Source organism: Clostridium sp. NSJ-49, from assembly GCF_014287725.1.
GTDB lineage: Bacteria > Bacillota > Clostridia > Clostridiales > Clostridiaceae > Clostridium > Clostridium disporicum_B.
In genome coordinates, this window is record NZ_JACOOP010000008.1 from 49,851 (window position 1) to 74,280 (window position 24,430).

Consider the following 24,430-nt stretch of genomic DNA (forward strand, 5'->3'; position numbering starts at 1 on the left):
ATAAAATGTTACCGTATATTTGATAATATGATATCAGTTATATATAGGATTATAATTATTGATCCTTTGAATCTCTGCAAGGAGTTTTGCATTTATTTTTATCTTTGTCATGATCTTTATCATGTTTATCTTCATCATGATCTTTATGATGATGTTTATCTTTTTTATCTTTTTTATCTTTACATTTCTTATCTTTTTTAGTTTCCTTTTCTTCCTTAGTTTCTGCATCCTTCTTATTAGAAGTTTTATCCTCTTTGCACTTTGGTTTTATTTCTTTAGTAGGAGCAGCTGGTGTTTGCTCTTCAGTCTTAGTAGAATCTTTAGGTTTTTCTCCACAAGGTTTTTTCTTCATATCTTCTGCTGGTTTTTGTTCTTTAGCAGGAGTAGCAGGAGTTTGTTCTTTCTCCATAGTTTTTTTGTTCATATCCTCTTTAGGTTTTTCTTCCTTAGCAGGAGTAGATGGTACTACCTTTTTAGAATTATCCTCACAAGGTTTCTTCTTCATATCCTCTGCAGGCTTTTGTTCTTTAGCAGGAGAAGATGGTTTTTCTTCTTTTTTAGACTCCCTATCTCCACCTTTATCGGAGTTTGTTGAAGGGTTTGAGACTTCAACAGGTTTTAGCTCTGAAACTTTAATTGTTGCTGAAGGCATAGATATTAAAGTCTCAGAAGCGATAACTAAAGACAATAACATAAGTGATAAATTTTTTTTCTTCATAATATTCCTCCTTTGTTTTGACAGGATAATTATTAGCCTGTCATATATGTTTATTATGTGAAAAAGTCGCAAATATTAATAAGGTAAATAATTGGTTAAAGGATATAAATTGCTAATTAATTTGGAATTATATTCAAAAATAAAATATATTAATATTTAACATATTTAGGGAATAAAATATGTTATAATAAAATAGGAATTATTTAAAAATAGAAACCATTTAAGCAAGAAATCGGAACCGTTTCCGAAAAACTTAAGAAAGAGTTGAGGAGTATAGAATGAAAATGAGAGAAATTGTAGATGTGAATAAGTATTTTGAAAGTAAAGAGTTTCAAAAATTATATAATTATGATGGTGAATTAGGAGCAATTTATTCTAAAGAAAAAACAAAATTTATATTATGGGCACCTACTGCAGATGAAGTTAAAATTGCTTTTTATGGAAATAATCCTTATGACTATGAATGTGAAGCTAAAAAAATATTAAAGATGAATAAAAGCATTAAAGGAAGTTGGACTTTAGAAGTAGACGGGGATTTAAGTGGAGAATTTTATAATTATATAGTTTATATAGATAAAAACGAAAATGTATTGGTAGATCCATATGCAAAAGCTGTAGGTGTAAATGGAAATAGATCTATGGTAATAGATTTAGAAGCTACAAATCCAGAACAATGGGATGAAGATAAGAAGCCAGAACTAAATAATTGGACAGACTCCATAATATATGAGGTTCATGTAAGAGATTTTACAATAGATGAATCATCAGGAATAGAAGCTAGTATCAGAGGAAAATTTAAAGGCTTTATAGAGGATAAGACACCATTAAATCATTTAAAGGAGATGGGATTTACTCATATTCATCTTTTACCATCTTTTGATTATGCATCAGTAGATGAAACTAAACTTCATTTACCACAATATAATTGGGGATATGATCCTAAAAATTATAACGTTCCAGAAGGTTCATATTCAACAAATCCTTATAAAGGAGAAGTTAGAATAAAAGAGTTTAAGGAATTAGTGCAAAAGTTACACAGAGAAGGATTAAGAGTTGTTATGGATGTAGTATATAATCATACTTTTGACTTAAATTCATTTCTAAATTTGGCTGTGCCTAAATATTATTATAGAGCAGATGAAGATGGTAATTACACAGATGGTTCTGCTTGTGGAAACGAAACTGCTTCAGATAGATATATGTTTAGAAAGTATATGGTAGATTCGGTAGTTTATTGGGCTAAGGAGTATCATATAGATGGGTTTAGATTTGATCTTATGGGATTACATGATATTGAAACAATGAAGGAAATTAGAAGAGAATTAGATAAAATAGATAAATCTATAATAATATATGGTGAAGGATGGGCAGGTGGTCCAACTCCTCTAGCAGATGAAAAAGCTGCATTAAAGAAAAATACTTTTAAATATAACGATTTGCAAATAGCTGCTTTTAGTGATGATTGTAGAGATGGAATAAAAGGACATGTTTTTTATGAAGAAGAAGCTGGATTTGTAAATGGAGGCAAAGATTTAGAAGAAGCTATAAAATTCTCAGTAGTAGCATCTACTAAGCATCCACAAGTTGATGTAAATAAGGCTATGTACGCTAGAAATTTTTGGGCTAACGAACCTTATCAAACTATAACTTATGCATCAGCCCATGACAATTTAACATTATGGGACAAACTACAAACAGTGAATAAAGATGTATCAGAAGATGAGCTTATAAAGATGAATAAATTAGCGGCAGCAATAGTCTTAACATCACAAGGTATAAGCTTTATTCATGCTGGGGAAGAAATAGCTAGAACTAAGATGGATGAAGAAGGAAATTTAATAGAAAACAGCTTTAAGTCATCTGATTATGTAAATAAACTAAGATGGGAAAGAAGAAACACGTATAAAGAATTAATGGAGTATTATAAAGGATTAATTAAATTAAGAAAAAGATATAAAGCTTTTAGAATGGATTCAAATAGTGATATTCAAGAGAATATTAAATTTTTAGAAAAAGGAAAAGAATTCACAGATAGTAATGTAGTTGCATATATATTAAATACTAAAGGGAAAATAGATGAAGAAAATGATATTTTAGTAATTTTCAATAGTAATAATAGAGATGTACATGTTAACATACCACATGGAAAGTGGAGTTTAGTTGTAAATGAAGAAAAAGCAGGGATAGAAGAAATAAAGGAAATTAGGGATAGTGAGCTAAAGGTGAAAGCAAAATCAGCTTACGTACTTATAGCTAAATAATTTTTAACTTTAGAAGATATGAGGTTTCATATCTTCTAAAGTAAATATATAAAATTGGGGTGAGAATATGGGTGTTAATATGATAGTATACCAACTTGTAAACGAGTACAAAAAGTTTGATGAGGTATTATCAATAACTTTAACAGGGTCAGGGGCTAGTGGGAAAAATGATTTTTTTTATGATATAGATATAGAGGTGATATTAAAGGCTGAAATTGATGCTAATAGGCGGAGTAAAGCGTTAAAAAAGTTTTCAGATACTATAGAAACTATTAGCGGAAAATATGGAGAAAAAGATATTTTTATATTAAGAAATTCTACAACAGAAATAGATGTAAGTTATTATACGCTAGATACTTTAAAGGATAATTTATTCGATGTAATTGACAATTGTAAAGCCTCTGTAGGCTATACAACATGTTTATGGAAGGTGGTTTCAGGAGCTTTTATAGCTTACGATAAGGAAAATACTTTTAAGAATCTTCAAAAAAAATATAGAGTAGCTTATCCGCAGAAGCTAAAACTAAATATAGTAGATAAAAATTATTATTTATTAAGAGATAGTATATCATCTTATTATAATCAGATAGATAAAGCTATACATACAGGAGATTTAATAAGCGTAAGTTATAAGGTATGTAAGTTTTTAGATAGTTACTTTGATGTAGTATTTGCTGTTAATGAGATGCCACATCCTGGAGATAAGAGGTTGGTATCAATAATTAATTCAAGGTGTAAAAAGATACCTAGATTCCTGACTGAGGGTGTGAATAGATTAATAGAGAATTCATGTAAATGTGATAAAGAGATATTGAAAAATATGGATGATATCGTTGATGATCTTAAAGAATTTTTACATGAAGAAGGAATTAGAGTTAGTTAAAATTAGGAGTTAATAATTTAGATTAAAACTTAATAGGTAGATTTCTAAACTAGAAATTAAATAAATCCAGCATATGCTGGATTTATTTAATTACGTTTTATTATAAATGGATAAGTAGTTTATTTGGTTTTAGGATTGTTTTTACATTCTTTGCAAAATCCATAAATTTCAAGTTTGTGACTTGTAATTGTAAAACCTAAAGTATCTTCTAATTCTGATTCATAAGTATGTAGAGGGCAACCAGATATAGGAAATACTTTTTTGCATCCATTACATATAAGATAATGTTTATGTTGCATATCGTTCATTTCATAACAAGTCTTATTAGTTTCTTCGAAAATAAACTTATTTATTAAAGAATTAGCAACTAATGTATCTAAAATTCTATAAATGGATGATAAATTTATAGAGATATTTCTTTGTTTAAGAATAATATAAATATCTTCAGCAGTAACTGGTCTTTTACTGCTTTCAATAACCTCTAATACTGAATTTCTATGCTTAGTAACCTTAAGGCCTTTACATTTTAGTAAATTGCTAAAATTAGGTTTATTATTCAAAATCCCCATCCTTTCAAAGTATCATAGCATTATAATAACATCTTATAGGCTTTAGGATAAAGTGCTTTAATAAAATTATATAAATTTTTGCTTATAACCTAAAGTAATAAAGAACATAATTGCTGAAATCAATACTATAGTTGCACCAGTAACAGTGTTTAAGTAGTAAGATAGTATTAAACCTATAATTCCTGACAATAAAGAAATTATAATTGATATCAAGTGATATTGACGTATATTCTTTGAAACATTACGTGCTGCAGCTGCTGGTAAAACTAAAAGTGAATTAATTATTAAAAGTCCTACCCAGTTAACAGTTATAGTTACAACAACTGCAATAGTTATAGTAAATAATAATTCAATTAGCAATGTGTTAGTACCACGACTTTTAGCTAGTGAACTATTTATACTAACTAAAAGAAGTTTATTAAATATAAATGACCAAACTAATAAAATTATTATAAATAATACTACTAACATAAATATTTCTTTAGGTGTAATACTTAATAAATCACCAACTAAATAAGATGAAAATTTATTCATATTACCACCTAAACTCATAAGAACCAAACCTAAAGCAATAGCAATTGATGAAAATACTCCTATTATAGTATCTGTTGATGAATTACCTTTATTTTTTATTAAAGTAATAGCTATTGCAAAAAAGATGGAAAATATAGTAGCTCCCCATGTTGGGCTTATTCCACCTACTAGAATTCCTATTGCTATTCCAGTAAAAGCACCGTGCCCTAAAGAATCGGCAAAGAAAGCCATTTTATTATTTACTACCATAGTACCAAGTATTCCAAATAAAGGAGTAACTAATAAAACTGCGATTAATGCATTTTTCATAAAATCATAATGTACCCATTGAAATGGGAGTATAAAGTCTATAAATCCATATAAAGATTCTAGCATTATTTTTTACCTCCTTTACTCTTAGAATCGCCTTCTTCATACCAAGACAATCCGAAAATTTTACTTGTAGTTTTATTTGTAAATACTTCTTTAGGAGTTCCACTACAAAGAACAGAACCTTTTAATAAAACAACCTTATCTGCATATTTAGCAACTAAGTCTAAATCATGAGACACTAGTATAATAGATAAATCATACTTAGATTTTACGTCCATTAATATATCATAGAATAACTCAAGACCGTTTTGATCTATTCCAGATACAGGTTCATCGAGAAGTAGAATATTAGGCATTGGATCTAAAGCTAATGCTAATAAAACTCTTTGAAGTTCACCACCGGATAAAGCTCCTAGTTTTCTATCTATTAAGTATTCTGCTTTTACTCTAGAAAGACTTTCAGAGACTTTTTCTCTATATTTTTTTGATGAGTATAACCAAACAGGGACTTTTGAGTTGCAAGCTATGAATAAATCAAGAACACTTGCAGGAGTACTTAAATCAAAATTTAAATATTGAGGTACATAACCAATAATAGGGCTTGATACTCCTTTAGATGAAGTACCAACATAAGTTAATTTTCCAGTGTGCTTAATTTCTCCTAATAAAGCTTTTAAAAGTGTACTCTTACCAGCACCGTTAGGCCCTATAATAGAAGTTAACTCTCCACAATGAAAGTGTAGATTTATATTTTTTAAAATTTCATTTGTACCTATAGTAACAGATAAGTTTTCAACTTTTGTACAGCAAAAATCAGAGCATTTGTTGTTATTAGTATAATTTGAATTTTCCATTATTTTAACGCCTCTTTTAAAGTTTCAAGATTTTGTTCCATTTTAGTTATATAATCGTCGTAAGCATCAGATGTTGAATCACCTGTTACAATAGGGTCTAGGGTATAAAGTGGAATACCTGTTTCATTTGAAATTGTAGTGGCAGCTTTAGCAGCATATTGTGGTTCTGTAAATAAAGCTTTTACATTATTATTTTTTGCAATTTCAATAGTTTCCTCTAATTGTTTTGGTGATGGTTCTGTTCCTGGCTCAACTTCAACGACACCAACTATATTTAAGTTAAACTCTTCAGCAAAGTAAGGAAATGCTTCATGGAAAGTTATTATATTACGATTTGGAAGAGTATCTATTACTTCATGCATTTCAGTTTTTAAAGCTTCAAGCTTTGATATGTATTCTTTTGCATTAGCTTCGTATTTATCAGCATTATCAGGATCATATTTAGCTAATCCATCTGCTATATTTTGTACTTGCTTTATATTGTTACTTATGCTGACCCAAACATGAGGATTATCTTCGTGATCATGATCATCAGCATGAGTTTCTTCTTCATCGTGGTTATGATTTTCATCATCATGACTATGTTCTTCACCATCAGCAGTTAATAACTTAATTCCTTCGCTAGAATCAACTATATCTAAATCTTTTTCATTAGATATAACTTTATCAAGGAAACCTTCCATTCCAGCACCATTTACTACGAAGATATCTGCTGAAGATAAAGTTTTTAAATCTTCTGGAGATAATTGATAATCATGTAGACAACCAGTTTGTGCTTTTGTCATATTAATTAATTTTACGTTAGGAACATCTTTAATAATATTAAGGGTTGATATATATATTGGATAAAAAGATGTAACTATAGTTATTTCGTTAGAATCATTTATGGATTCGGTATTTTTAGAGCTACACCCCATAAGTGCTACTAATGTAATAATTAATAAGGATAATATTTTTGTATACTTTTTTTTCATACTTGTCCTCCTAAATTCAAATGAGAATAGTTTGCATTTATAAGTATATTATACACTTTTTTAGGAAAAGGTAAAGATAAAATATAACGCCAAATTTCTGAATTATAATTAAAAAAAATAAAAAAACGTTCGTTAAAAAGGTTGAAAAATGTCGAATTTATAGTATTATAGTATGTGCACAAAAAAATTATAAAGGTGGAGAACTATGGATAAGTTTTTTAAACTTAAAGAAAACAATACTAATGTAAGGACAGAAGTAGTTGCAGGTATTACAACATTTATGACAATGGCTTATATATTAATAGTAAATCCAAGTATATTGTCAGCAGCAGGTATGGATCAAGGTGCAGTATTTACAGCTACAGCGGTTTCAGCGATAATAGGAACATTAATAATGGGGCTTTATGCTAAACTTCCATTTGCTCAAGCACCAGGTATGGGCTTAAATGCATTCTTTGCATTTACAGTAGTTTTAGGAATGGGATATTCATATCAATTTGCTTTAACAGCAGTTTTATTAGAAGGATTAATTTTTATTGTTTTAACAATATTTAATGTAAGAGAAGCAATAGTAGATTCAATTCCAGCTAATATAAAAAAAGCGATTTCAGTAGGGATAGGTTTATTTATAGCTTTAATAGGATTAGAAGGTGCAGGAGTAGTAGTTCATCCTGCAGATGGAGGTACTATAGTAGCTTTAGGAAATATAACATCAGGCCCAGGGCTTTTAGCTATAATAGGAATAGTAATAACAGGAATATTAGTAGCTAGAAAAGTTAAAGGAGCATTATTCTTAGGAATGGTTATAACTACAATAATAGGTATTCCTATGGGAGTAACTCAAATGCCAAGTGCTATAGTAAGCATGCCACCTTCAATATCAAGTACATTTATGCAATTTGAGTGGCATAATATATTTAGTTTTGATATGGTGATAGTGTTATTTACATTATTATTTATGGATATGTTTGATACTATAGGTACTTTAGTAGGTGTTGCTACAAAGGCTAAGATGTTAGATGAAGATGGTAAGGTTCCAAACATTAAAAAAGCTCTTTTTGCAGATGCTATAGGGACAACAGTTGGAGCTTGTTTAGGAACTAGTACAGTAAGTACTTTCGTTGAGAGTGCAGCTGGGGTAGCAGAAGGTGGGAGAACTGGATTAACAGCAGTTTCAACAGCTGTTATGTTTGGAATATCATTATTCTTTGCACCATTATTTGGAATGATTACACCAGCAGTAACAGCATCGGCTTTAGTAATAGTTGGATTATTTATGATTGAGACTATAAAAGAGATTAATTTAGAAGATTATACAGAAGCTGTGCCAGCATTCTTAACAATCATAATGATGCCATTTGCATATTCAATATCAGATGGTATAGTATTTGGAGTAATTTCATACATAGCATTAAAATTATTTTCAGGGAAATATAGAGATATTTCACTTACAACGGTGATAGTTGCTATAATTTTTGTGTTGAAATTTGTTTTAGTATAAACATTTATTATAATTAACAATTAAATTATAATTGTTAACTTTCAGGTAAGTAAATTATGGCATAATAATTTATTTGAATTATCCTCATACTAAGAATGAAGTAGGAGGTGATTCTATGGCAAAGAAAGGTCAAAGAGCAACTTGGGAAAATGATAATTTTCAAGCGCCAAAGAAAAATGGTGTGCCACCAGTTCCGGCAATAAGTAATCAAAAAAAACATGATTAATAATTATAAATTAAGCTAAAGTATAGATATACTTTAGCTTAATTTGTATAATATATAGTGAGTTGATATAAAAAGGGTGATGTTATGAAGATAGCTATTTGCTCCGATATTCATGGAAATATTGAAGCTTTTAATAGATTTTTAGAAGTAATAAATGCTGAAGGGATAAAGAAAGTTTTAAATTTAGGTGATTTTGTTAGAGGAAAAGATCCAGATAAAATAATGGATTATATAATGAATGATTCAAGATTTGAAAGTATAACAGGAAATCATGATGAAGCATACTGTTTGGAGATAGAAAAAAGTGCAACAGAAATAGATAAAAAATATATCGAATGGATAAAGACTCAACCAGGTGAGCGAGTTGTTGAGATTGAAGGTAAAAAAATTCTTATGGTACATAGCAGACCAACTTCAAATAAGTGTGCGCCTTTAATGTATAATGGTGGAACATTCAATGAGTTTATGGATGATTATCCAGATGGAATGGACCTAGTATGTTTTGGACATACTCATATACAGCTATTTATAGAGAACTTTTATGGTAAAAAAATATTAAATCCAGGTTCTTTAGGATTAGCTATTGGAGGAAAGGTTAATTTTGCTATAATTGAAATAGATAATGATGATTTTACATGTAAACTTTATAAGATATAGGGGAGAGGTAGAGATGGATAGAGAAACTATTTTAAATATGGATCCACATATGTTGGTTAGTATATTAAATCTAAAGCTTAGAGATTTTTACTCATCTTTAGATATGTTTTGTGATGATATGAATATTGATAAAAGTGAATTGGAAGATAAATTAAATAAATCAGGTTATTTTTATCAAAGTGGTATAAATCAATTTAAGTAGAGGTAAAAATAGTAGTAATTTAAATAAACTTTAATAGATTTTAAATTATCCTTAATGTATAATGAAATATATTATATTTTAAAATATCAATTGAAAGGATTGAGATTTAGATATGGGAATTAAAAAAACAGGAAAAATAGCAATATTACTAGCTGCAAGTGCTGCATTAGTTGCTAGTTTAGTTAATGATAAAAAGCAAAAAGAAAAGCAAAATGAAAATTAATTAATTTAAATTAGTTTATTATTTGGCAATGTGATTAAATAAAAAAGACGATTTTCGTCTTTTTATTTTTTGTATTAAGTTAAGAGGTGGGAGAAGATGAAGAAAAAAATAGATTTAGTCTCTGGAAATATATTCAGAACTTTATTTACATTATCTTTACCAATACTAGGAACGTCATTTATTCAAATGGCTTATAGTATGGTAGATATGATTTGGATAGGTAGAGTTGGAAGTGCAGCAGTTGCTGCTATTGGAACTGCAGGTTTTTTCACTTGGTTTGGTAGTTCTTTAGTTTTAGTAACTAGAACAGGAGCAGAGGTAGGTGTATCACAAGCTGTTGGAAAGAAAGATAATACCTTAAGAGAAAAGTATGTTTATAATAGTTTGACAATGGCTATTATTATTGCAATTATATATACTTTAATACTTTTAATTTTTAGAAATGGATTGATAGGATTTTTTAATCTAAATGATCCTGACATAATATCTATGGCTATCAACTATCTAATAATAATAAGTGTAGGAATGATATTCTCTTTTTTAAATCCACAATTTACTGGAATAATTACTGCAGAAGGGAATAGTAAAACACCGTTTATAGCAAATACCATAGGATTAGTTATAAATATAATTTTAGATCCAATACTAATATTTGGACTTGGTCCTATAAAGCCTTTAGGAGTAGTAGGAGCAGCTGTTGCAACTGTATTTGCACAGTTTATAGTAACAGCAATATTTATATATGTATTTATAAAAGAAGGATATAAGTTAAAGGTTTGGGACAAGAAGTATTTAGACTTTAGATGTATTAAAGAAATAACTAAATGGGGAACTCCTAATGCATTACAAAATTGTTTATTTTCATTCTTTGGGATGTTAATAGGAAGAATAGTTGCAACATGGGGACCAGTACCGATAGCTGTTCAAAAGGTTGGATCTCAAATTGAATCTATTTCTTGGATGACAGCAGGAGGATTTGCATCTGCATTAACAGCTTTTACAGGTCAAAATTATGGAGCTCAAAAGTATAAGAGAGTTGAAGATGGATATAAGTATACATTAATATTATCATTAGCACTTGGAGTATTGACTTCTTTTCTTCTAATAGTATTTGGAAAACAAATATTCTCTATATTTATTCAAGAGCAAGATGCAATAATACAAGGTGCTGACTACCTGAAAATATTAGGATATTCACAATTGTTTATGTGTATAGAAATAACTACAGCAGGAGCATTCTTTGGAGTTGGGAAGACAATACCTCCTTCAGTAATCGGGATAGTTTTCACAGGGCTAAGAATACCACTAGCGATATATTTATCACAAGCAAGTCTACTTGGAATAAATGGAGTTTGGTGGGCTATAAGTTTAACTAGTATCTTTAAAGGTGTAATATTAGTTACATTATTTATATTTATGGTTCTTAAGCCTATCAAGCAAAGAAGGATGGAAGTTGCGTAGTAACAAGATGGTATAAAGAAGATAAATTCATAATTGAAATAAAGTGCGAAGCACTTTGGGCAAAAGTTTGACTTCGTCAAAGTCCAAAAGGTCACTTTGTGACGGCCAAAAGATTTACAATAACCAAGAGTAATAACTTAGAGTTAAAAAAGCTTTTGAACGTTTACAAAGTAAATCATTTGGACTGCCATAGGCACTTTTGGACTCGACGCAGTCGACTTTTGGACTACGCACTTAGTACGCACTTTATTTCTTTAGTCTATAAAGTTCTGGTGTTTCTTCTGTTATCTTTTTAAAAGTATATCCTTTATCTTTATAATATTTGATTATTTGAGGTAATGCTTGTGGTGATGTTTTATTAACATTTGCACAATGCATTAATAAAATTATTGAATCTTTATCTGATATTGCATGAGAGTATATTGAGTCTGGTGATGATTTTGGATTAGCGCCATCTAATGTATCTTGAGTCCAATCATAGATTTTAAAGCCATGATTATGAACAAGATCAACCATTGATGATGTTAGCTTATAAGTATTATTTGTAGATCCAAATGGAAACCTCAAGATAGTATAAGTTTCACCAGTTACATCATATAATCTTTTTTGCACTTTTAGCATTTCGTTTATAAATCCATCGTTACTTGAATATAGATTATTTCTTTCATGGGTATAGCTATGTAATCCGATGCTATGTCCTTCATCTCTCATTCTTAGGATAAGATCTTCTTGATTATCTATTTGATTACCTATAATAAAGAAAGTAGCAGGTACGCCTTCTGCTTTAAGTATGTCTAAAACCTCGGTAGTAACTTTTCCACTAGGACCATCATCAAAGGTAAGGTATATCTCTTTTTCCTTTGCCTCTCTAGGTTCATCATCACAAAAAACAGAACTAGGAATGCTAAGCAATAATATAGAGATAAATAAAATGGTAAGATATTTGTAAAAATAAGAATTTTTCATATTATTTATAGCTCCTTTCAAAATAATTATAAGCTTAGTATGTACTATTAAAAAAATAAAATTAAAATACAAATAAAAAAATGTTGCAAAAATAATGTACGTTTAATATAATGAGTAAGAAAATAGTCTTTAAATTGATCCAGAGAGATCGGTAAGAAATAAAAGTGAGCATATAATTTTACGGGATTATTATAGCTTCTTACCGATGGTAAGGAGCTTTTTATATTGCCTTTAAAAGCAGTCCAGAGAGGCTGAAAAGGGAGAAAGTTTAATTTCTCCTTAAAAAATGTAAGGAGGGTGCGATTATGGCACAAATAACTGAAAAATTAACAACAGAAAAAAGTAGTGTAAGAAAAGTAACAGAAGGATTAATGAATGGGGTTTTAGCAATTCAACATCTTATAGCGATGTTTGGTGCAACTGTTTTAGTACCAATTTTAACAGGATTAGATCCATCAGTAGCACTATTCTCAGCAGGTATAGGAACACTTATATTCCATGCATGTACTAAAGGAAAGGTTCCAGTATTTCTTGGTTCATCATTTGCATTTATACCAGTAATCGTTGCTGTAGGAGCACAATTTAATGGAGATTTAAGATATGCACAAGGTGGAATGGTTATAGTAGGATTAATATATATAGCACTTTCATTCTTAATAAAAAAAGTGGGATTAGATAAAATAAGAAAAGTTTTACCAGCTAGAGTTGTAGGACCAATGATTATGGTTATTGGATTAAATTTAATACCAACAGCTTTAGATATGGCAGGTGTTAATAGCTTAGCTGCTGGACAAGCAGGTGCTGCAACAACAGTAATGGTAGCAATAGTAACTTTAGCAGTAACATTAATAATAAAGACATTTGGAAAAGGATTCTTAAAACAGGTAGCAATTTTAATAGGTGTAGCTGTTGGATATTGCATAAGTTTAGTATTAAATCTTGTAGATGTAGCAGCGATTCAAAATGCTAGCATTATAGCAGTACCAAACTTCACATTACCAAAGTTTGATATGGCAGCAATATTAATAGTAGTACCAGTAGTATTAGCAGTAGTAATGGAGCACGTTGGAGATATAACTACAAATGGAGAAGTTGTAGGAAAGAACTTTGTTGAAGATCCAGGATTAAATAGAACATTATTAGGTGATGGATTAGCTACTTTAGCAGCATCATTTGTTGGGGGACCTGCAAATACAACTTATGGTGAAAATACAGGTGTATTAGCTATAACTAAAAATTATAACCCAGCAATATTAAGATTAGCAGCAGTATTCGCAATAATATTAAGTTTTGTTGATAAAGTTGGTGCAGCTATAAGAACTATACCAAGCTCAGTAATGGGTGGAATTAGTTTAATGTTATTCTCAATGATAGCTATAGTTGGGGTACAAACTATAAAGAGAGAAAAAGTTAAATTAAACATAGTAAATTTAATTATAATGGGAACTATTCTTTTAATAGGACTTTCAGGAAATATATTTGGTAAAGCTATAGGAATACAAATAACAGAAGCAGTGAGCATATCAGGATTAAGTTTAGCAAGTATAGTAGGTGTACTACTAAATGTTATAGTTTCTAGATTTGAATAAATGATATATATAATAGATAAAAAAGCGAAGAGTTTGTTCTTCGCTTTTTTGTTTTTTAGTATATCATTGATATTATTTGTCTTATTATCTATAAATATGGTACAATTAATTTGTAAAATATTAAAAAATATGGATAAAAAATATAGATTTTAAGGGGTGAAAAATATTTTAGATGGAGCTATTGTTTTTATTATAAGTGTATTTATTTTATTTAGTAATGAAGTTTATTATTTAAAATTATTTGGAATACTTGCTATTGCAATTATAATCTATATTAATCAAAGAAGAAAAAGTGAAATAAGACAAAAGGAAAACGAGCTTAAAATTAATACAGAGAGATATATTATGGCTATCGAAGCTATGGATGGAGCTGTATGGGAATGGGATGAAAAGTCAGAAAAAATATATATTTCTAATATGATGACTTCTTTATTAAGTTTAGATAGTAATTATTTAGATCGAGAAGAGTGGTACAAGTATATAGTCGAAGAAGATAGAGAAAGAGTAAAACAAGAAATAGATAATATTTGTATTAATAGATTAAAAAGTGATTTAATGCTTTCATATAGAGTTAAGGATATTGAGGGAGATGTTAAATATCTTTCTTATAAGGCTAAAGGAAAGTTAAAAGGTGGAGTTTTTTACTTAACAGGAGTTTTAACTGATATAACAAAGAAAAGAATTACAGATATAGTAATGAGAGATAAGTATGAAAAATATAAACAGGTTATAGAAGGTTCCAAAGATATAGTTTTTTGCATTAATTTTAAAAAAGGATTAATAAGTTTTGATAGTAAGATAAAAAAGTACATAAAGGCAGAAGATGAAAATGGAGAAGTTATAATTTTTTATAATGAATGGTTAAATTGTATTTATTCTGGGGATAAGGATAATTATTCGAGAGCTGTAAATAAGGTGCTTCTTGATTCGAAAAGTGAATTTTATGAGATGGAATATAGGATATTGACTAAAGATAATAATATAATATGGTTAAATAGCAAAGGCAAAAAAGTAAAGCTAGATAATGGTGAGATATATATTTATGGATCTTTATCAGATATAACTCAAAGAAAACAAAGTGAAATTGAAATACACTTTATGAGCTATTATGATGATGTTACAGGTATACCTAATAGAAGATATTTTATGAAAGAATTAGAGATAGCTTTAGATAGATGTACTGAAAATGATAAATTAGCTTTAGTTTTTATAGATTTGGATAACTTTAAAATTATAAATGATACATATGGACATTATATAGGTGATTTAGCACTTAAAGGTGTGTGCGAAAAACTTTATAGTGTATTGAAAACAGATAATATTTTAGCTAGATTTGGTGGAGATGAGTTTATACTTATAATAGAAAACATTAGTGATTTATCTAAAGTAAAAACAATTTTAGACAATGTATTAAATGAATTTAAGAAACCCCTTAAAATCGATAATAAAGATATTTACTGTGCTTTTAGTATAGGGGTAAGTATTTATCCTGATAATGCTAATTCTATAGATTCATTATTGAAGTATGCAGATATAGCTATGTATATAGCGAAGGAGAATGGAAAGAATAGATATGAGTTTTTCCACGAAAATATTTTAAGTTTAATGAATAGAGAATTTGAAATTGAGAAATTTTTAAGAACAGCAATAGATAAAGATGAAATTTATTTAAACTTTCAACCTAAAGTATCTTTAGTTAATGATAATGTTGATGGATTTGAAATATTAGTAAGATGGAAGAACAAAAAATTAGGAGTAGTTCCACCAAATCAATTTATACCCATTGCAGAAAGTAATGGAATGATTATTGATATTGGAAGAGTTATAATTGATAGAAGTTTTAAAAAGTGTAAGGAATTAAGTTTAATAGTTAAGGAAAGATTTAATTTTGCAATAAATATATCAGACATACAATTGAGAGATGAAAACTTTATTGATTTTGTTAGTGAGAAGTTAAATGAGTATGATATCTCACCAGAGTATATAGAATTTGAGATTACTGAAAGTGTTATAATGCAATCAGTATCTAAGAATATAGATACTATTTTAAAGTTAAAGGAGCTTGGGATAACTATAGCTCTTGATGATTTTGGGACAGGATATTCATCTTTAAATTATTTGAGAAGACTTCCTATTGATGTTTTAAAAATTGATAAAAGTTTCATTGATGGAATAGGATTAGATAAAAAGAGTGATAAGATTGCCAAAAGTATAATAGAGTTAGCGCATAGTTTAAACTTAAAAGTGGTAGCAGAAGGCGTAGAAAATAAGGAACAGTTTAATTATTTAAATTATATTAATTGTGACATAATTCAAGGATATTATTTTAGTAAACCAACAGAATTTGATGAAATAAAAGATATGCTTTTAATATAATAAAAAGTGCACAAAAAAACCTCTAAATGCGTATTATGTCAATATACGGCATTTTGGAGGTTTTTTATGAAAATAAGAATAGATGATGATTATGATAAGGATGATTTAGAAAAATTTAATATCATTGCTAATGATTATAAATATAGAAATGATGAACAGCAAGATGATATTTTAAAAGGTAATGTTATTGAGGCAACTTTCCAAGAGGTAGAGATGGATAATAAAGACTGCTCAAAAGATTATTCTAAAGAGTATTACAAAGATTATGAAAATTACTATATGAATTACGAAGAGAGAGAAAATAATGATGAAGATGAAGAGGGATTGGGAAAGATAACAGTAATCTCTAGGTTGGCAAATAAAAATAGAACATTAATATCATCAGCAAAGATAAATTTATATGTACTTAATGGCGTATCTCCCAAGTTAGTTGAAACTAAGTACACAGATAAGAATGGACAAGTTGTTTTTGAAAATTTAAAAAGAGGTAGCTATAGAGTTATAGCTATTGTGGATAGAAAGTATTTTGAAAAGCCAACATATTCTCCTTGGAACGAAGTAACTATAGATAAGAGTACAATAGAAACAACTATCGAAGTAATGAATAAAATAAAATCTGTATAGAGAATATAGGTATAAAGATACGTTAAATTAAATAAATGTTTTAGTAAGAATGACAAATAGACTATATTATATTGTCATTCTTTATTTTTGTATTAGTTTTTTAGTTATTATATCTTTGGATTTTAATTTTATGATATGATACAATATAAAATGTTTTAGAGGCGTAAAGTTTAAACATAAGAAAGGATGATTTACGTATGAAAATGAAGATTAAATATTTTGAAGGTGCAACTAAATTACAAAAAATAAGTAAAGGTAATTGGATTGACGTTTATGCAAATAAAGATATGTTTGTACCATTAAATGAAAGAGCCATGATTCCCTTAGGTTTTGCTTTAGAGTTGCCTCAAGGATGGGAGGGGCATTTAGCACCTAGAAGTTCAACATTCAAGACATGGGGAATAATACAAACAAATGGTGTTGGAGTAGTTGATGATACATATATAGGAGATAATGATCAATGGCATATGCCAGTATTTTGTTTGCAATATAAATCAATAGAGATTATTGATGGTATTGAAGAAAAAGGTACATGGATAAAAAAAGGTGATAAAGTAGGGCAATTTAGAATAATGGAAGTTATGCCTGAGATAGAGTTTGAAGAAGTTGAGTCCTTTGGTAATGCTGATCGTGGAGGCTTTGGAAGCACAGGTACTAAATAGTATACAAGAATAATTAATAGATTAAGTTATGCATTATAGACTTTATTATAATGGACAAATTTAACTTAATATGATATCATACAAATGGTTAAAATGAATAAATAAGGCGATGGAGTTCGCCATAATCGCGTAAAGCTAATGACTCCTACTCTTTTTAGGGTAGGGGTCTAATTTTTTTTTAGAATCATTAATAGTGTAATTAACCAAACTAAATAATAATTTAAAAAAATAAATATAGAGGATGGGAGAAAAAATGGACATAGTAAAGGTGATAATATCATTAATAGGAATAGGAATAATTGCATATTGGAGTGGAAGAATAGTTGAGTTTATCAAATTACCATCTCTTGTTGGAATGATAATTGTAGGAATGATAATAGGGCCTACATTTTTAAATCTAGTTCCAGAGGTTACATTGAATATAGCTCCACAGATAAAGGACATTGCATTAGTAACTGTATTATTTATCGGAGGTCTTGGAATAAGTTTAAATCAAATGAAAAGCATAGGAAGGCCAGCGATATTATTAAGTGCGATACCAGCACTGATTGAAGGATTGACAATAGCTTTTTTATCAACTAAATTTTTAGGATTTACATTTGTTCAAGGTGGAATATTAGGATTTATAATAGCAGCAGTAAGTCCGGCGGTATTAGTTCCATCAATGGTTGAGCTAATAAACAAAAAGATAGGGCAAGATAAGGCTATTCCTCAAATGTTATTAGTAGGAGCTTCTGCTGATGATACAGTAGCAATAACGTTATTTACAACATTTTTAGCGGTATATATGTCAGGAAGCGGTGGTGAAAAAATTTCTGTAATAAGTGAAATAGTAAATATACCTATGACTATAGTGTTTAGTATAGCAATAGCTTGGATATTAGCCATAATAACTAATCCACTTTTTAAAAAGATAAAAGAAAATATATTTAAAATAGTTATGGTTATGATAATATGTTTAACTATAAGGGTAATAGAAAATATTACACATTTTAAATTGTTTAATTCGTTACTTATAATTATGATTTATGGTTTTTTCTTAAGAACTTATTTAGGAGATATGGCAAAAGGTATTCAAGATGGAATAAATATTATATGGAAGTATGGCAAACTATACTTATTTGCTTTCGTTGGTATGGCTATAAATCCAAAGCTCGTTGGAGAGTATTTCTTTATTGGAGTATTTATGCTTTTAATATCTTTAACCATGAGGTCACTAGGAGTGTTAATTTCTTTAATAGGTACGAACTTAACTTTAAAAGAAAGACTATTTTGTGTAATTGCATATCTACCAAAGGCAACGGTGCAATCTGCTAAAGCAGGAATACCATTAAAAATGGGAGTTGAATCTGGGGATATAATGCAAGCTGTGGCAATACTTAGTGTACTTATTACAGCACCTATAGGAGCTATAGGAATAAAACTTACATCAAAAAGGTTTTTAACTGTAGAAGGCGAAGAAGAAAATGAAAAATTAGCCTAGGATTCTATAGTAGAGGATTATGTGATATAATAATTCAAGAAAAATTTTAGGAGGAAATTAAATGTTTACTAATGAAGAACTTGCAGTTATAAAGGATGCATTAAATATAGCAGATGATCATTATAAGAAAGCTATGGAATTAAGTAAAAATAATAAAAATCAAATGGTGGCTTATAATAGAAAGCAAAAAAAATTATGGCTAGTACAAAATAAATTAAATAAGATACTAGCTGGAGAAATAAAAGAATAGAAATTAACTTAAGAAGCACTAACTTTTTTAGTTAGTGCTTTTATTATTGATAGAAGTTAAAAAAATGTTAATATTTTTATTTAGTTCATATTAAGCTTTTAGGTATATGATAGTAATAGACAATATTTTTTTTGAGGAAGTACATGAAAAAAAGAAAGATATACAATGTGCTTATATTATCTATGATTATTTTAGGAAGTATAGCATTTTGTTTATTTAATCCTATAGATTTAAGTATAGAAAATTTAAAGATGATTATAAAAGGAAACAATATTGCATATTTAATTTTTTTAGGAATATGGATTATAAGATTAATAGCATTTATTCCAGGGGTTAACCTTATGTTGCTAGGTGGACTTATATTTTCACCAATTGAAGCATTGATATTATCATTATTAGGATTAGTTTTAAGTGATACATTAGTATTTATATTAGGAAAAATGGATTTGTTTGAAGGAATAAAAAATAAAATTAAGAAAAAATATAAAGACATATATAAACTTGTAGAAGAAGAAAATCATAAAATTTTAGCTATAGGAGTTTTATGTCCAGTAGCACCTACGGATGTTATTTGTTATTTATCTTCATATTTAGGGTTAGGATATAGGAGATTTATTATTACTTTTATAATAGCAAACATTCCAGCGGTTTCGCTTTATAGTTTTTTAGGAGATAGTTTTAGTAATTCAATATATAATACGGTATTTATAATTATAACATTAATTGTAACTTCAATAATAACTATAAAAAAGTGGAATAAATTAAAGTTAAATATTCATCAAAACTAAAAGTTTTATAATCTAAAGAGATAGCTTGAATTTGAAGCTATCTTTTTTATTTATACAAATATAAAACTAATTATAAAAATGTTTATTTATATATAGACAAAATGTAATAACGTTTCATATAATTATATTATAGAAAAAAAGAAAAAAGAGGTATGGTGAAATGGAGATAAGTCAAAGTTTTTGGAACTCATCAATTGATGAAATAAAAAATGGGTATATTGAAGAGGCAGGAAGTATTAAATGTCTAGTATGTGGAGAAGTATTTACTATTGGTAGGATTTATGAAATTGATGGTAAGTTTTACGATGCAAGAAAAACTGCTGAAATTCATATGGAAGAAAAGCATAACTCAATGCTTAATTATTTATTAAATATGAATCCTACATTTACTGGAATATCAGAAGTTCAAAAGAATGTTTTAGAGTTAATGGCTATGGGTTTATCTGATAAGGAAATAGCACAGAGGTTAAAAGTTGCTAATTCAACTATAAGAAATCATCGTTATAAGTTAAGAGAAAAAGAAAAGCAAGCTAAGGTATTTTTAGCTATGATGGATTTATTGGAGAATAATACTAGTAGAAATATTAATATTTTAGAAAATACGGTGATATGTGATCCTCACAAAACTGCAACTACCTTAGATGATAGATTTAATATAACCGATGAAGAAAAAGTTAAAGTCATAGAAAATTATATGGATGAAAATAAGAGACTTAAAAGTTATCCAGCCAGAGAAAAGAAAAAAGTTATTATTCTAGAAGAAATATGTAAGAACTTTAAGTGTGGGAAAAAGTATTCAGAGAAAGAAATAAATCGAATATTACAGAGAATATTCGATGATTATGTAACATTAAGAAGAGCATTAATTGAATATGGATTCTTAGATAGATCTAATGATTGTAGTGAATATTGGGTAAAAGAATAGCTATACTTTTGAGTTGCATTTTCTATATTATTTTCATAATAAATTCATAATAAATAACGAACTATATCATAGAATACTAATAGAAATTATTGTCATAGTTAAAATATCTTAAGGATGTGTAGTAATTGAAAAATGTTGTTAGAAATTTTATGATTTTATGTATATTTATTATTTTAGGGAGTGCAGCAATAAATAATAGAATTAGGACAAGTTCTGATATAGAGATTAAAGATGTATATGCGTATACATTAGATGAAAATGAAGAGCATATGTCATTGGACTCAGAAAATATTGATAGTGATATAGAAAATACCGATGAGGGGCTTAATGAAGAAGAGATTATTGAGGAAGAAGAACCAGAAAAAGTAATAGGAAAAGAAAATGAAGAGATAGATATAGAAGGAGATTTAAGTAATCCTCTTTTTAATAAAGATATAGATATAATAGAGAGAATAGATAATTATTTAGGTGATGATAAATGTCGTACAAGCTTTATATATTATAATTTAGTAAATGAAGAAACATTATCTTTTAATGAAGATTTATATATGGACGCTGCAAGTCTTTATAAGTTAGGATTAAGTCTTGTAGCGTATAATATGGTTGATAATGGAGAAATAACATTAGATGATTTAGTTTATTATAGTCCATGGCAATATCAAGGTGGAACTGGGATTTTACAATATGATTTAAGTTTTGGAGCATTACCATTAAGAACTTTAATTGAGTACTCAATCAAATATTCAGATAATATAGCAGCTACTATGATTTATAGCTATATTGGAGGATGGTCAAATTTTAAGTGGAGGCTTTTTGAAATTTTAGACATTGATTATGGAGATTATGACAATATAACTTCTGCAAGGGTTGAGTTAGAGATATTAAGATATATATACGAAAATAGAAATAACTCTAATTATGCTACTTTAATAGATTATCTTAAAAATACAGATTTTCACGATAGATTAGATAAATATTTACCTCAAGATATTGTAGCTCATAAAATAGGAAGTAATGAAGGTTATACACACGATATTGGAATAGTATTTACAGACGAGCCCTATATAATAATTATGATGACTGATAATGTATATGATGGACCAGATAAAATTGCTGATATTTCAAAAGCGATGTATTTATATAATATAGATAATCAGAAGTCAATAGAAACTACAGCTACTCATATAATGATGGAATATTAAAAACAAAGCAGTTAGAAATGACTGCTTTGTTTTTTTATTATTAAATACGCAACTAAGTTTAACATCAAATGTTAATTATAGTTGGTTCAGAGGTGGGTAAAATAGTAATAGAATAGTAGTAGGAGGTATGAAAAGTATGATTAATGAAAATTTGAGAAAGTTAAGAATTTATAATAAATATACACAAGAGGATATAGCAGAAAAACTAGGGGTATCTAGACAATCTGTCGCAAAGTGGGAGAATGGAGAAAGTATTCCTGATATAAATAAATGTATGGAACTAGCAAAATTATATGATGTAACTTTAGATGACTTAGTTGCTACAATTATAAATAAGGAAAGTAAGTTAGTTACTCCAAAAGGAAAGTTCATGTTCGGAGTAGTAAAGGTTGGAGAAAGAGGACAAATAATAATTCCTAAAAAAGCAAGAGAAGTATTTAATATTAAAGCTGGTGATAGACTTTTAATACTAGGAGATATTGATTTTGGTATAGGAATTAAAAGATGTGAAGATGTGGAGGAGTTTTTTAATCAAATGATTAGTTCACAAGTTATTGAGGAGGATTAAAATGAAGGCAATTGAAATTAAAAATTTACAGAAGAAATTTAAAAATAAGATTGTTGTTAACTCAATAAATTTAAATATTGAAGAAGGAGAACTTTTTACGCTTCTTGGAGTTAACGGGGCAGGTAAAACTACTACTATAAAAATGCTTTCAGGACTTTCGAAACCAACAAGTGGAGATGCTTTAATTTTTAATAAAAGTATTTTAGAAGATTTAGATAAAATAAAAGAAATAATAGGTGTTTCACCCCAAGAAACATCTATAGCACCTAATCTTACAGTAAAAGAAAATTTAGAGTTTGTGGCTGAAATATATGGTTTTAAAAAAGATAACTTTAAAGAACGGACAACGGAAATTATAAATAAATTTTCATTAGAAGAAATTGAGAATCAAAAAGCAAAAACATTATCCGGTGGATGGCAAAGGCGATTAAGTATAGCTATGGCATTAATAAGTGAAGCTAAAATATTATTTTTGGACGAACCTACTCTTGGGCTTGATGTATTAGCTAGAAGAGAATTATGGGGAATTATAAATAATCTAAAAGGTAAAACCACAATTATCTTAACTACTCATTACTTAGAGGAAGCTGAAGCCTTGTCAGATAGAATTGCTATTATGGTAAAAGGAGAAATTAAAGCTTTAGGAACAGCTATAGAACTAAAAGAGTTAACTAATACTACTAGTCTTGAAGAGGCTTTTGTGAAGATAGCAGAAGGAGAAATGAAATATGAGAAGTAAGACTTTTGCAAAGAGGAATATTAAAGAGGTATTAAGAGATCCTTTAAGTTATATATTTTGTTTAGGCTTTCCAATAATTATGCTTATTATAATGACTTTTGTAAATAATAGTATTCCTAAAGAAGCTAATATGAAGATTTTTAATATAGAGTATTTAGCACCAGGAATAGCTGTATTTGGATTAACATTTATTATGCTATTTACATGTTTACAGGTATCAAAGGATAGAGCAAGTGCATTTTTAATTAGACTGTATGCATCTCCAATGAAATCAAGAGATTTTATTGGCGGATATATGATGCCATTCTTTATTATTGCATTAGCTCAAAGTGTTATTACGTTTTTAGTAGCTGCAATTATAGGTGTTTTTTCTGGATATACTTTTAATATTTTAAATGTAGTAGTATCTATTATAACATTAATACCATCAGTGATTTTATTTATTGGATTTGGAATGTTATTTGGAACATTATTTGGGGAGAAATCAGCACCACCTTTAACATCTATTATAATAACTATTTCATCTATATTAGGTGGGATATGGATGGATATAGAAAGTTTAAATTCAGGAATGAAAACTATATGCAATATTTTACCTTTTTATCATGGAGTAGAAGCTGCTAGAATGGCAATTGTAGGAGAGTTTGATAAGATTATAATACCACTAATAGTAGTTACTATATATGCTGTAGTTATATATATAATTTCAGTATTTGTATTTAAGGCGAAGATGAAAAATGATATAAATTAAAATTATTTTAAGTAGATATTATATAAAACAAGCAATCCTCTAAAAAGATTGCTTGTTTTTATGAGAAATTTTAAAGTAATTATAAAGAAATCTATAAAAAGAGATATACTAGTAATTTATAAGAGATAAAGT

At 28.2% G+C, this 24,430-nt stretch carries 24 protein-coding genes and 1 riboswitch; of the genes, 18 read left to right on the top strand and 6 right to left on the bottom strand.

Annotation, left to right across the window (positions count from 1 at the left end; genetic code table 11):
* Positions 1-55 precede the first annotated feature (55 nt).
* A complete protein-coding gene (locus H8S10_RS04325; RefSeq protein ID WP_186838027.1) occupies positions 56-718 on the bottom strand; it encodes a hypothetical protein in 663 nt (220 codons plus the stop codon).
* Positions 719-996: 278 nt separating this feature from the next.
* Here H8S10_RS04325 and pulA point away from each other — a divergent pair, with 278 nt between their 5' ends.
* Both pulA and H8S10_RS04335 read left to right on the top strand, forming a co-directional pair.
* Entirely contained in the window at positions 997-2,979 is a 1,983-nt protein-coding gene (gene pulA / locus H8S10_RS04330; RefSeq protein WP_186838028.1) for a type I pullulanase, read from the top strand.
* Between the two features lie 67 nt (positions 2,980-3,046).
* On the top strand, positions 3,047-3,862 hold the full coding sequence (locus H8S10_RS04335) for a DUF4037 domain-containing protein (RefSeq protein WP_186838029.1): 816 nt from the start codon (positions 3,047-3,049) through the stop codon (positions 3,860-3,862).
* Positions 3,863-3,981: 119 nt separating this feature from the next.
* Here the strand turns inward: H8S10_RS04335 and H8S10_RS04340 are convergent, their stop codons facing one another.
* The 4 genes from H8S10_RS04340 to H8S10_RS04355 form a co-directional block, all read right to left on the bottom strand.
* On the bottom strand, positions 3,982-4,422 hold the full coding sequence (locus H8S10_RS04340; protein WP_055267215.1) for a Fur family transcriptional regulator: 441 nt from the start codon (positions 4,420-4,422) through the stop codon (positions 3,982-3,984).
* A gap of 75 nt (positions 4,423-4,497) precedes the next feature.
* Positions 4,498-5,340, bottom strand: a complete 843-nt coding sequence (locus H8S10_RS04345) for a metal ABC transporter permease (RefSeq protein ID WP_186838030.1) — start codon at positions 5,338-5,340, stop codon at positions 4,498-4,500.
* Positions 5,340-6,131 carry a metal ABC transporter ATP-binding protein gene (locus H8S10_RS04350; RefSeq protein WP_186838031.1) on the bottom strand — a complete coding sequence of 264 codons (792 nt, stop codon included), beginning with the start codon at positions 6,129-6,131 and terminating at the stop codon, positions 5,340-5,342. Before H8S10_RS04350 ends, H8S10_RS04345 begins: the two co-directional genes overlap by 1 nt.
* Positions 6,131-7,105: a metal ABC transporter substrate-binding protein gene (locus H8S10_RS04355; RefSeq protein WP_186838032.1), complete on the bottom strand. Its 975-nt coding sequence runs from the start codon at positions 7,103-7,105 to the stop codon at positions 6,131-6,133. The genes H8S10_RS04350 and H8S10_RS04355 overlap by 1 nt, the downstream gene beginning before the upstream one ends.
* Positions 7,106-7,310: 205 nt before the next feature.
* Between H8S10_RS04355 and H8S10_RS04360 the strand changes: the two genes are divergently transcribed.
* From H8S10_RS04360 to H8S10_RS04375, 4 genes are all read left to right on the top strand, one after another.
* Positions 7,311-8,606, top strand: coding sequence for an NCS2 family permease (locus H8S10_RS04360; protein ID WP_055267207.1), 1,296 nt, complete (start codon positions 7,311-7,313; stop codon positions 8,604-8,606).
* Positions 8,607-8,916: 310 nt separating this feature from the next.
* A complete protein-coding gene (locus H8S10_RS04365) occupies positions 8,917-9,489 on the top strand; it encodes a metallophosphoesterase family protein (RefSeq protein ID WP_186838033.1) in 573 nt (190 codons plus the stop codon).
* Positions 9,490-9,502: 13 nt separating this feature from the next.
* The gene (locus tag H8S10_RS04370) at positions 9,503-9,691 is read left to right on the top strand and encodes a DUF4250 domain-containing protein (RefSeq protein WP_055267203.1); all 189 of its coding nucleotides are present in this window, start codon (positions 9,503-9,505) and stop codon (positions 9,689-9,691) included.
* A gap of 319 nt (positions 9,692-10,010) precedes the next feature.
* The gene (locus tag H8S10_RS04375) at positions 10,011-11,375 is read left to right on the top strand and encodes an MATE family efflux transporter (protein WP_055267201.1); all 1,365 of its coding nucleotides are present in this window, start codon (positions 10,011-10,013) and stop codon (positions 11,373-11,375) included.
* Between the two features lie 246 nt (positions 11,376-11,621).
* On the opposite strand, the gene H8S10_RS04380 is transcribed toward H8S10_RS04375, so the two are convergent.
* Positions 11,622-12,341 (bottom strand): polysaccharide deacetylase family protein, encoded by a 720-nt coding sequence (locus H8S10_RS04380; RefSeq protein WP_055267199.1) that lies wholly within the window; start codon positions 12,339-12,341, stop codon positions 11,622-11,624.
* 305 nt (positions 12,342-12,646) lie between these two features.
* Here H8S10_RS04380 and H8S10_RS04385 point away from each other — a divergent pair, with 305 nt between their 5' ends.
* The 12 genes from H8S10_RS04385 to H8S10_RS04440 all read left to right on the top strand — a co-directional run bounded on the left by H8S10_RS04385 (position 12,647) and on the right by H8S10_RS04440 (position 24,298).
* On the top strand, positions 12,647-13,930 hold the full coding sequence (locus H8S10_RS04385; RefSeq protein WP_186838034.1) for a solute carrier family 23 protein: 1,284 nt from the start codon (positions 12,647-12,649) through the stop codon (positions 13,928-13,930).
* A gap of 156 nt (positions 13,931-14,086) precedes the next feature.
* A complete protein-coding gene (locus H8S10_RS04390) occupies positions 14,087-16,306 on the top strand; it encodes an EAL domain-containing protein (protein WP_347707668.1) in 2,220 nt (739 codons plus the stop codon).
* Positions 16,307-16,372: 66 nt separating this feature from the next.
* Positions 16,373-16,930 carry a SpaA isopeptide-forming pilin-related protein gene (locus H8S10_RS04395; RefSeq protein WP_186838035.1) on the top strand — a complete coding sequence of 186 codons (558 nt, stop codon included), beginning with the start codon at positions 16,373-16,375 and terminating at the stop codon, positions 16,928-16,930.
* Positions 16,931-17,127: 197 nt separating this feature from the next.
* Complete coding sequence (locus H8S10_RS04400) at positions 17,128-17,592, top strand: deoxyuridine 5'-triphosphate nucleotidohydrolase (protein ID WP_055267192.1); 465 nt, start codon at positions 17,128-17,130, stop codon at positions 17,590-17,592.
* Positions 17,593-17,688: 96 nt separating this feature from the next.
* Positions 17,689-17,747, top strand: a riboswitch (Fluoride riboswitch).
* A 98-nt stretch (positions 17,748-17,845) separates the two neighbouring features.
* A complete protein-coding gene (locus H8S10_RS04405; RefSeq protein WP_186838036.1) occupies positions 17,846-19,075 on the top strand; it encodes a cation:proton antiporter in 1,230 nt (409 codons plus the stop codon).
* Positions 19,076-19,136: 61 nt separating this feature from the next.
* Entirely contained in the window at positions 19,137-19,325 is a 189-nt protein-coding gene (locus tag H8S10_RS04410; RefSeq protein WP_055267188.1) for a hypothetical protein, read from the top strand.
* 143 nt (positions 19,326-19,468) lie between these two features.
* Positions 19,469-20,113, top strand: a complete 645-nt coding sequence (locus tag H8S10_RS04415) for a VTT domain-containing protein (RefSeq protein ID WP_186838037.1) — start codon at positions 19,469-19,471, stop codon at positions 20,111-20,113.
* 160 nt (positions 20,114-20,273) lie between these two features.
* Positions 20,274-21,038: a DUF2087 domain-containing protein gene (locus H8S10_RS04420; protein ID WP_055267183.1), complete on the top strand. Its 765-nt coding sequence runs from the start codon at positions 20,274-20,276 to the stop codon at positions 21,036-21,038.
* Positions 21,039-21,163: 125 nt separating this feature from the next.
* Entirely contained in the window at positions 21,164-22,240 is a 1,077-nt protein-coding gene (locus H8S10_RS04425; protein WP_186838038.1) for a serine hydrolase, read from the top strand.
* 136 nt (positions 22,241-22,376) lie between these two features.
* Positions 22,377-22,808: a helix-turn-helix transcriptional regulator gene (locus H8S10_RS04430; RefSeq protein WP_055267179.1), complete on the top strand. Its 432-nt coding sequence runs from the start codon at positions 22,377-22,379 to the stop codon at positions 22,806-22,808.
* A gap of 1 nt (position 22,809) precedes the next feature.
* Positions 22,810-23,547, top strand: coding sequence for an ABC transporter A family member (locus H8S10_RS04435; protein ID WP_186838039.1), 738 nt, complete (start codon positions 22,810-22,812; stop codon positions 23,545-23,547).
* Positions 23,537-24,298, top strand: coding sequence for an ABC transporter permease (locus H8S10_RS04440; protein WP_055267176.1), 762 nt, complete (start codon positions 23,537-23,539; stop codon positions 24,296-24,298). The genes H8S10_RS04435 and H8S10_RS04440 overlap by 11 nt, the downstream gene beginning before the upstream one ends.
* Positions 24,299-24,430 lie beyond the last annotated feature (132 nt).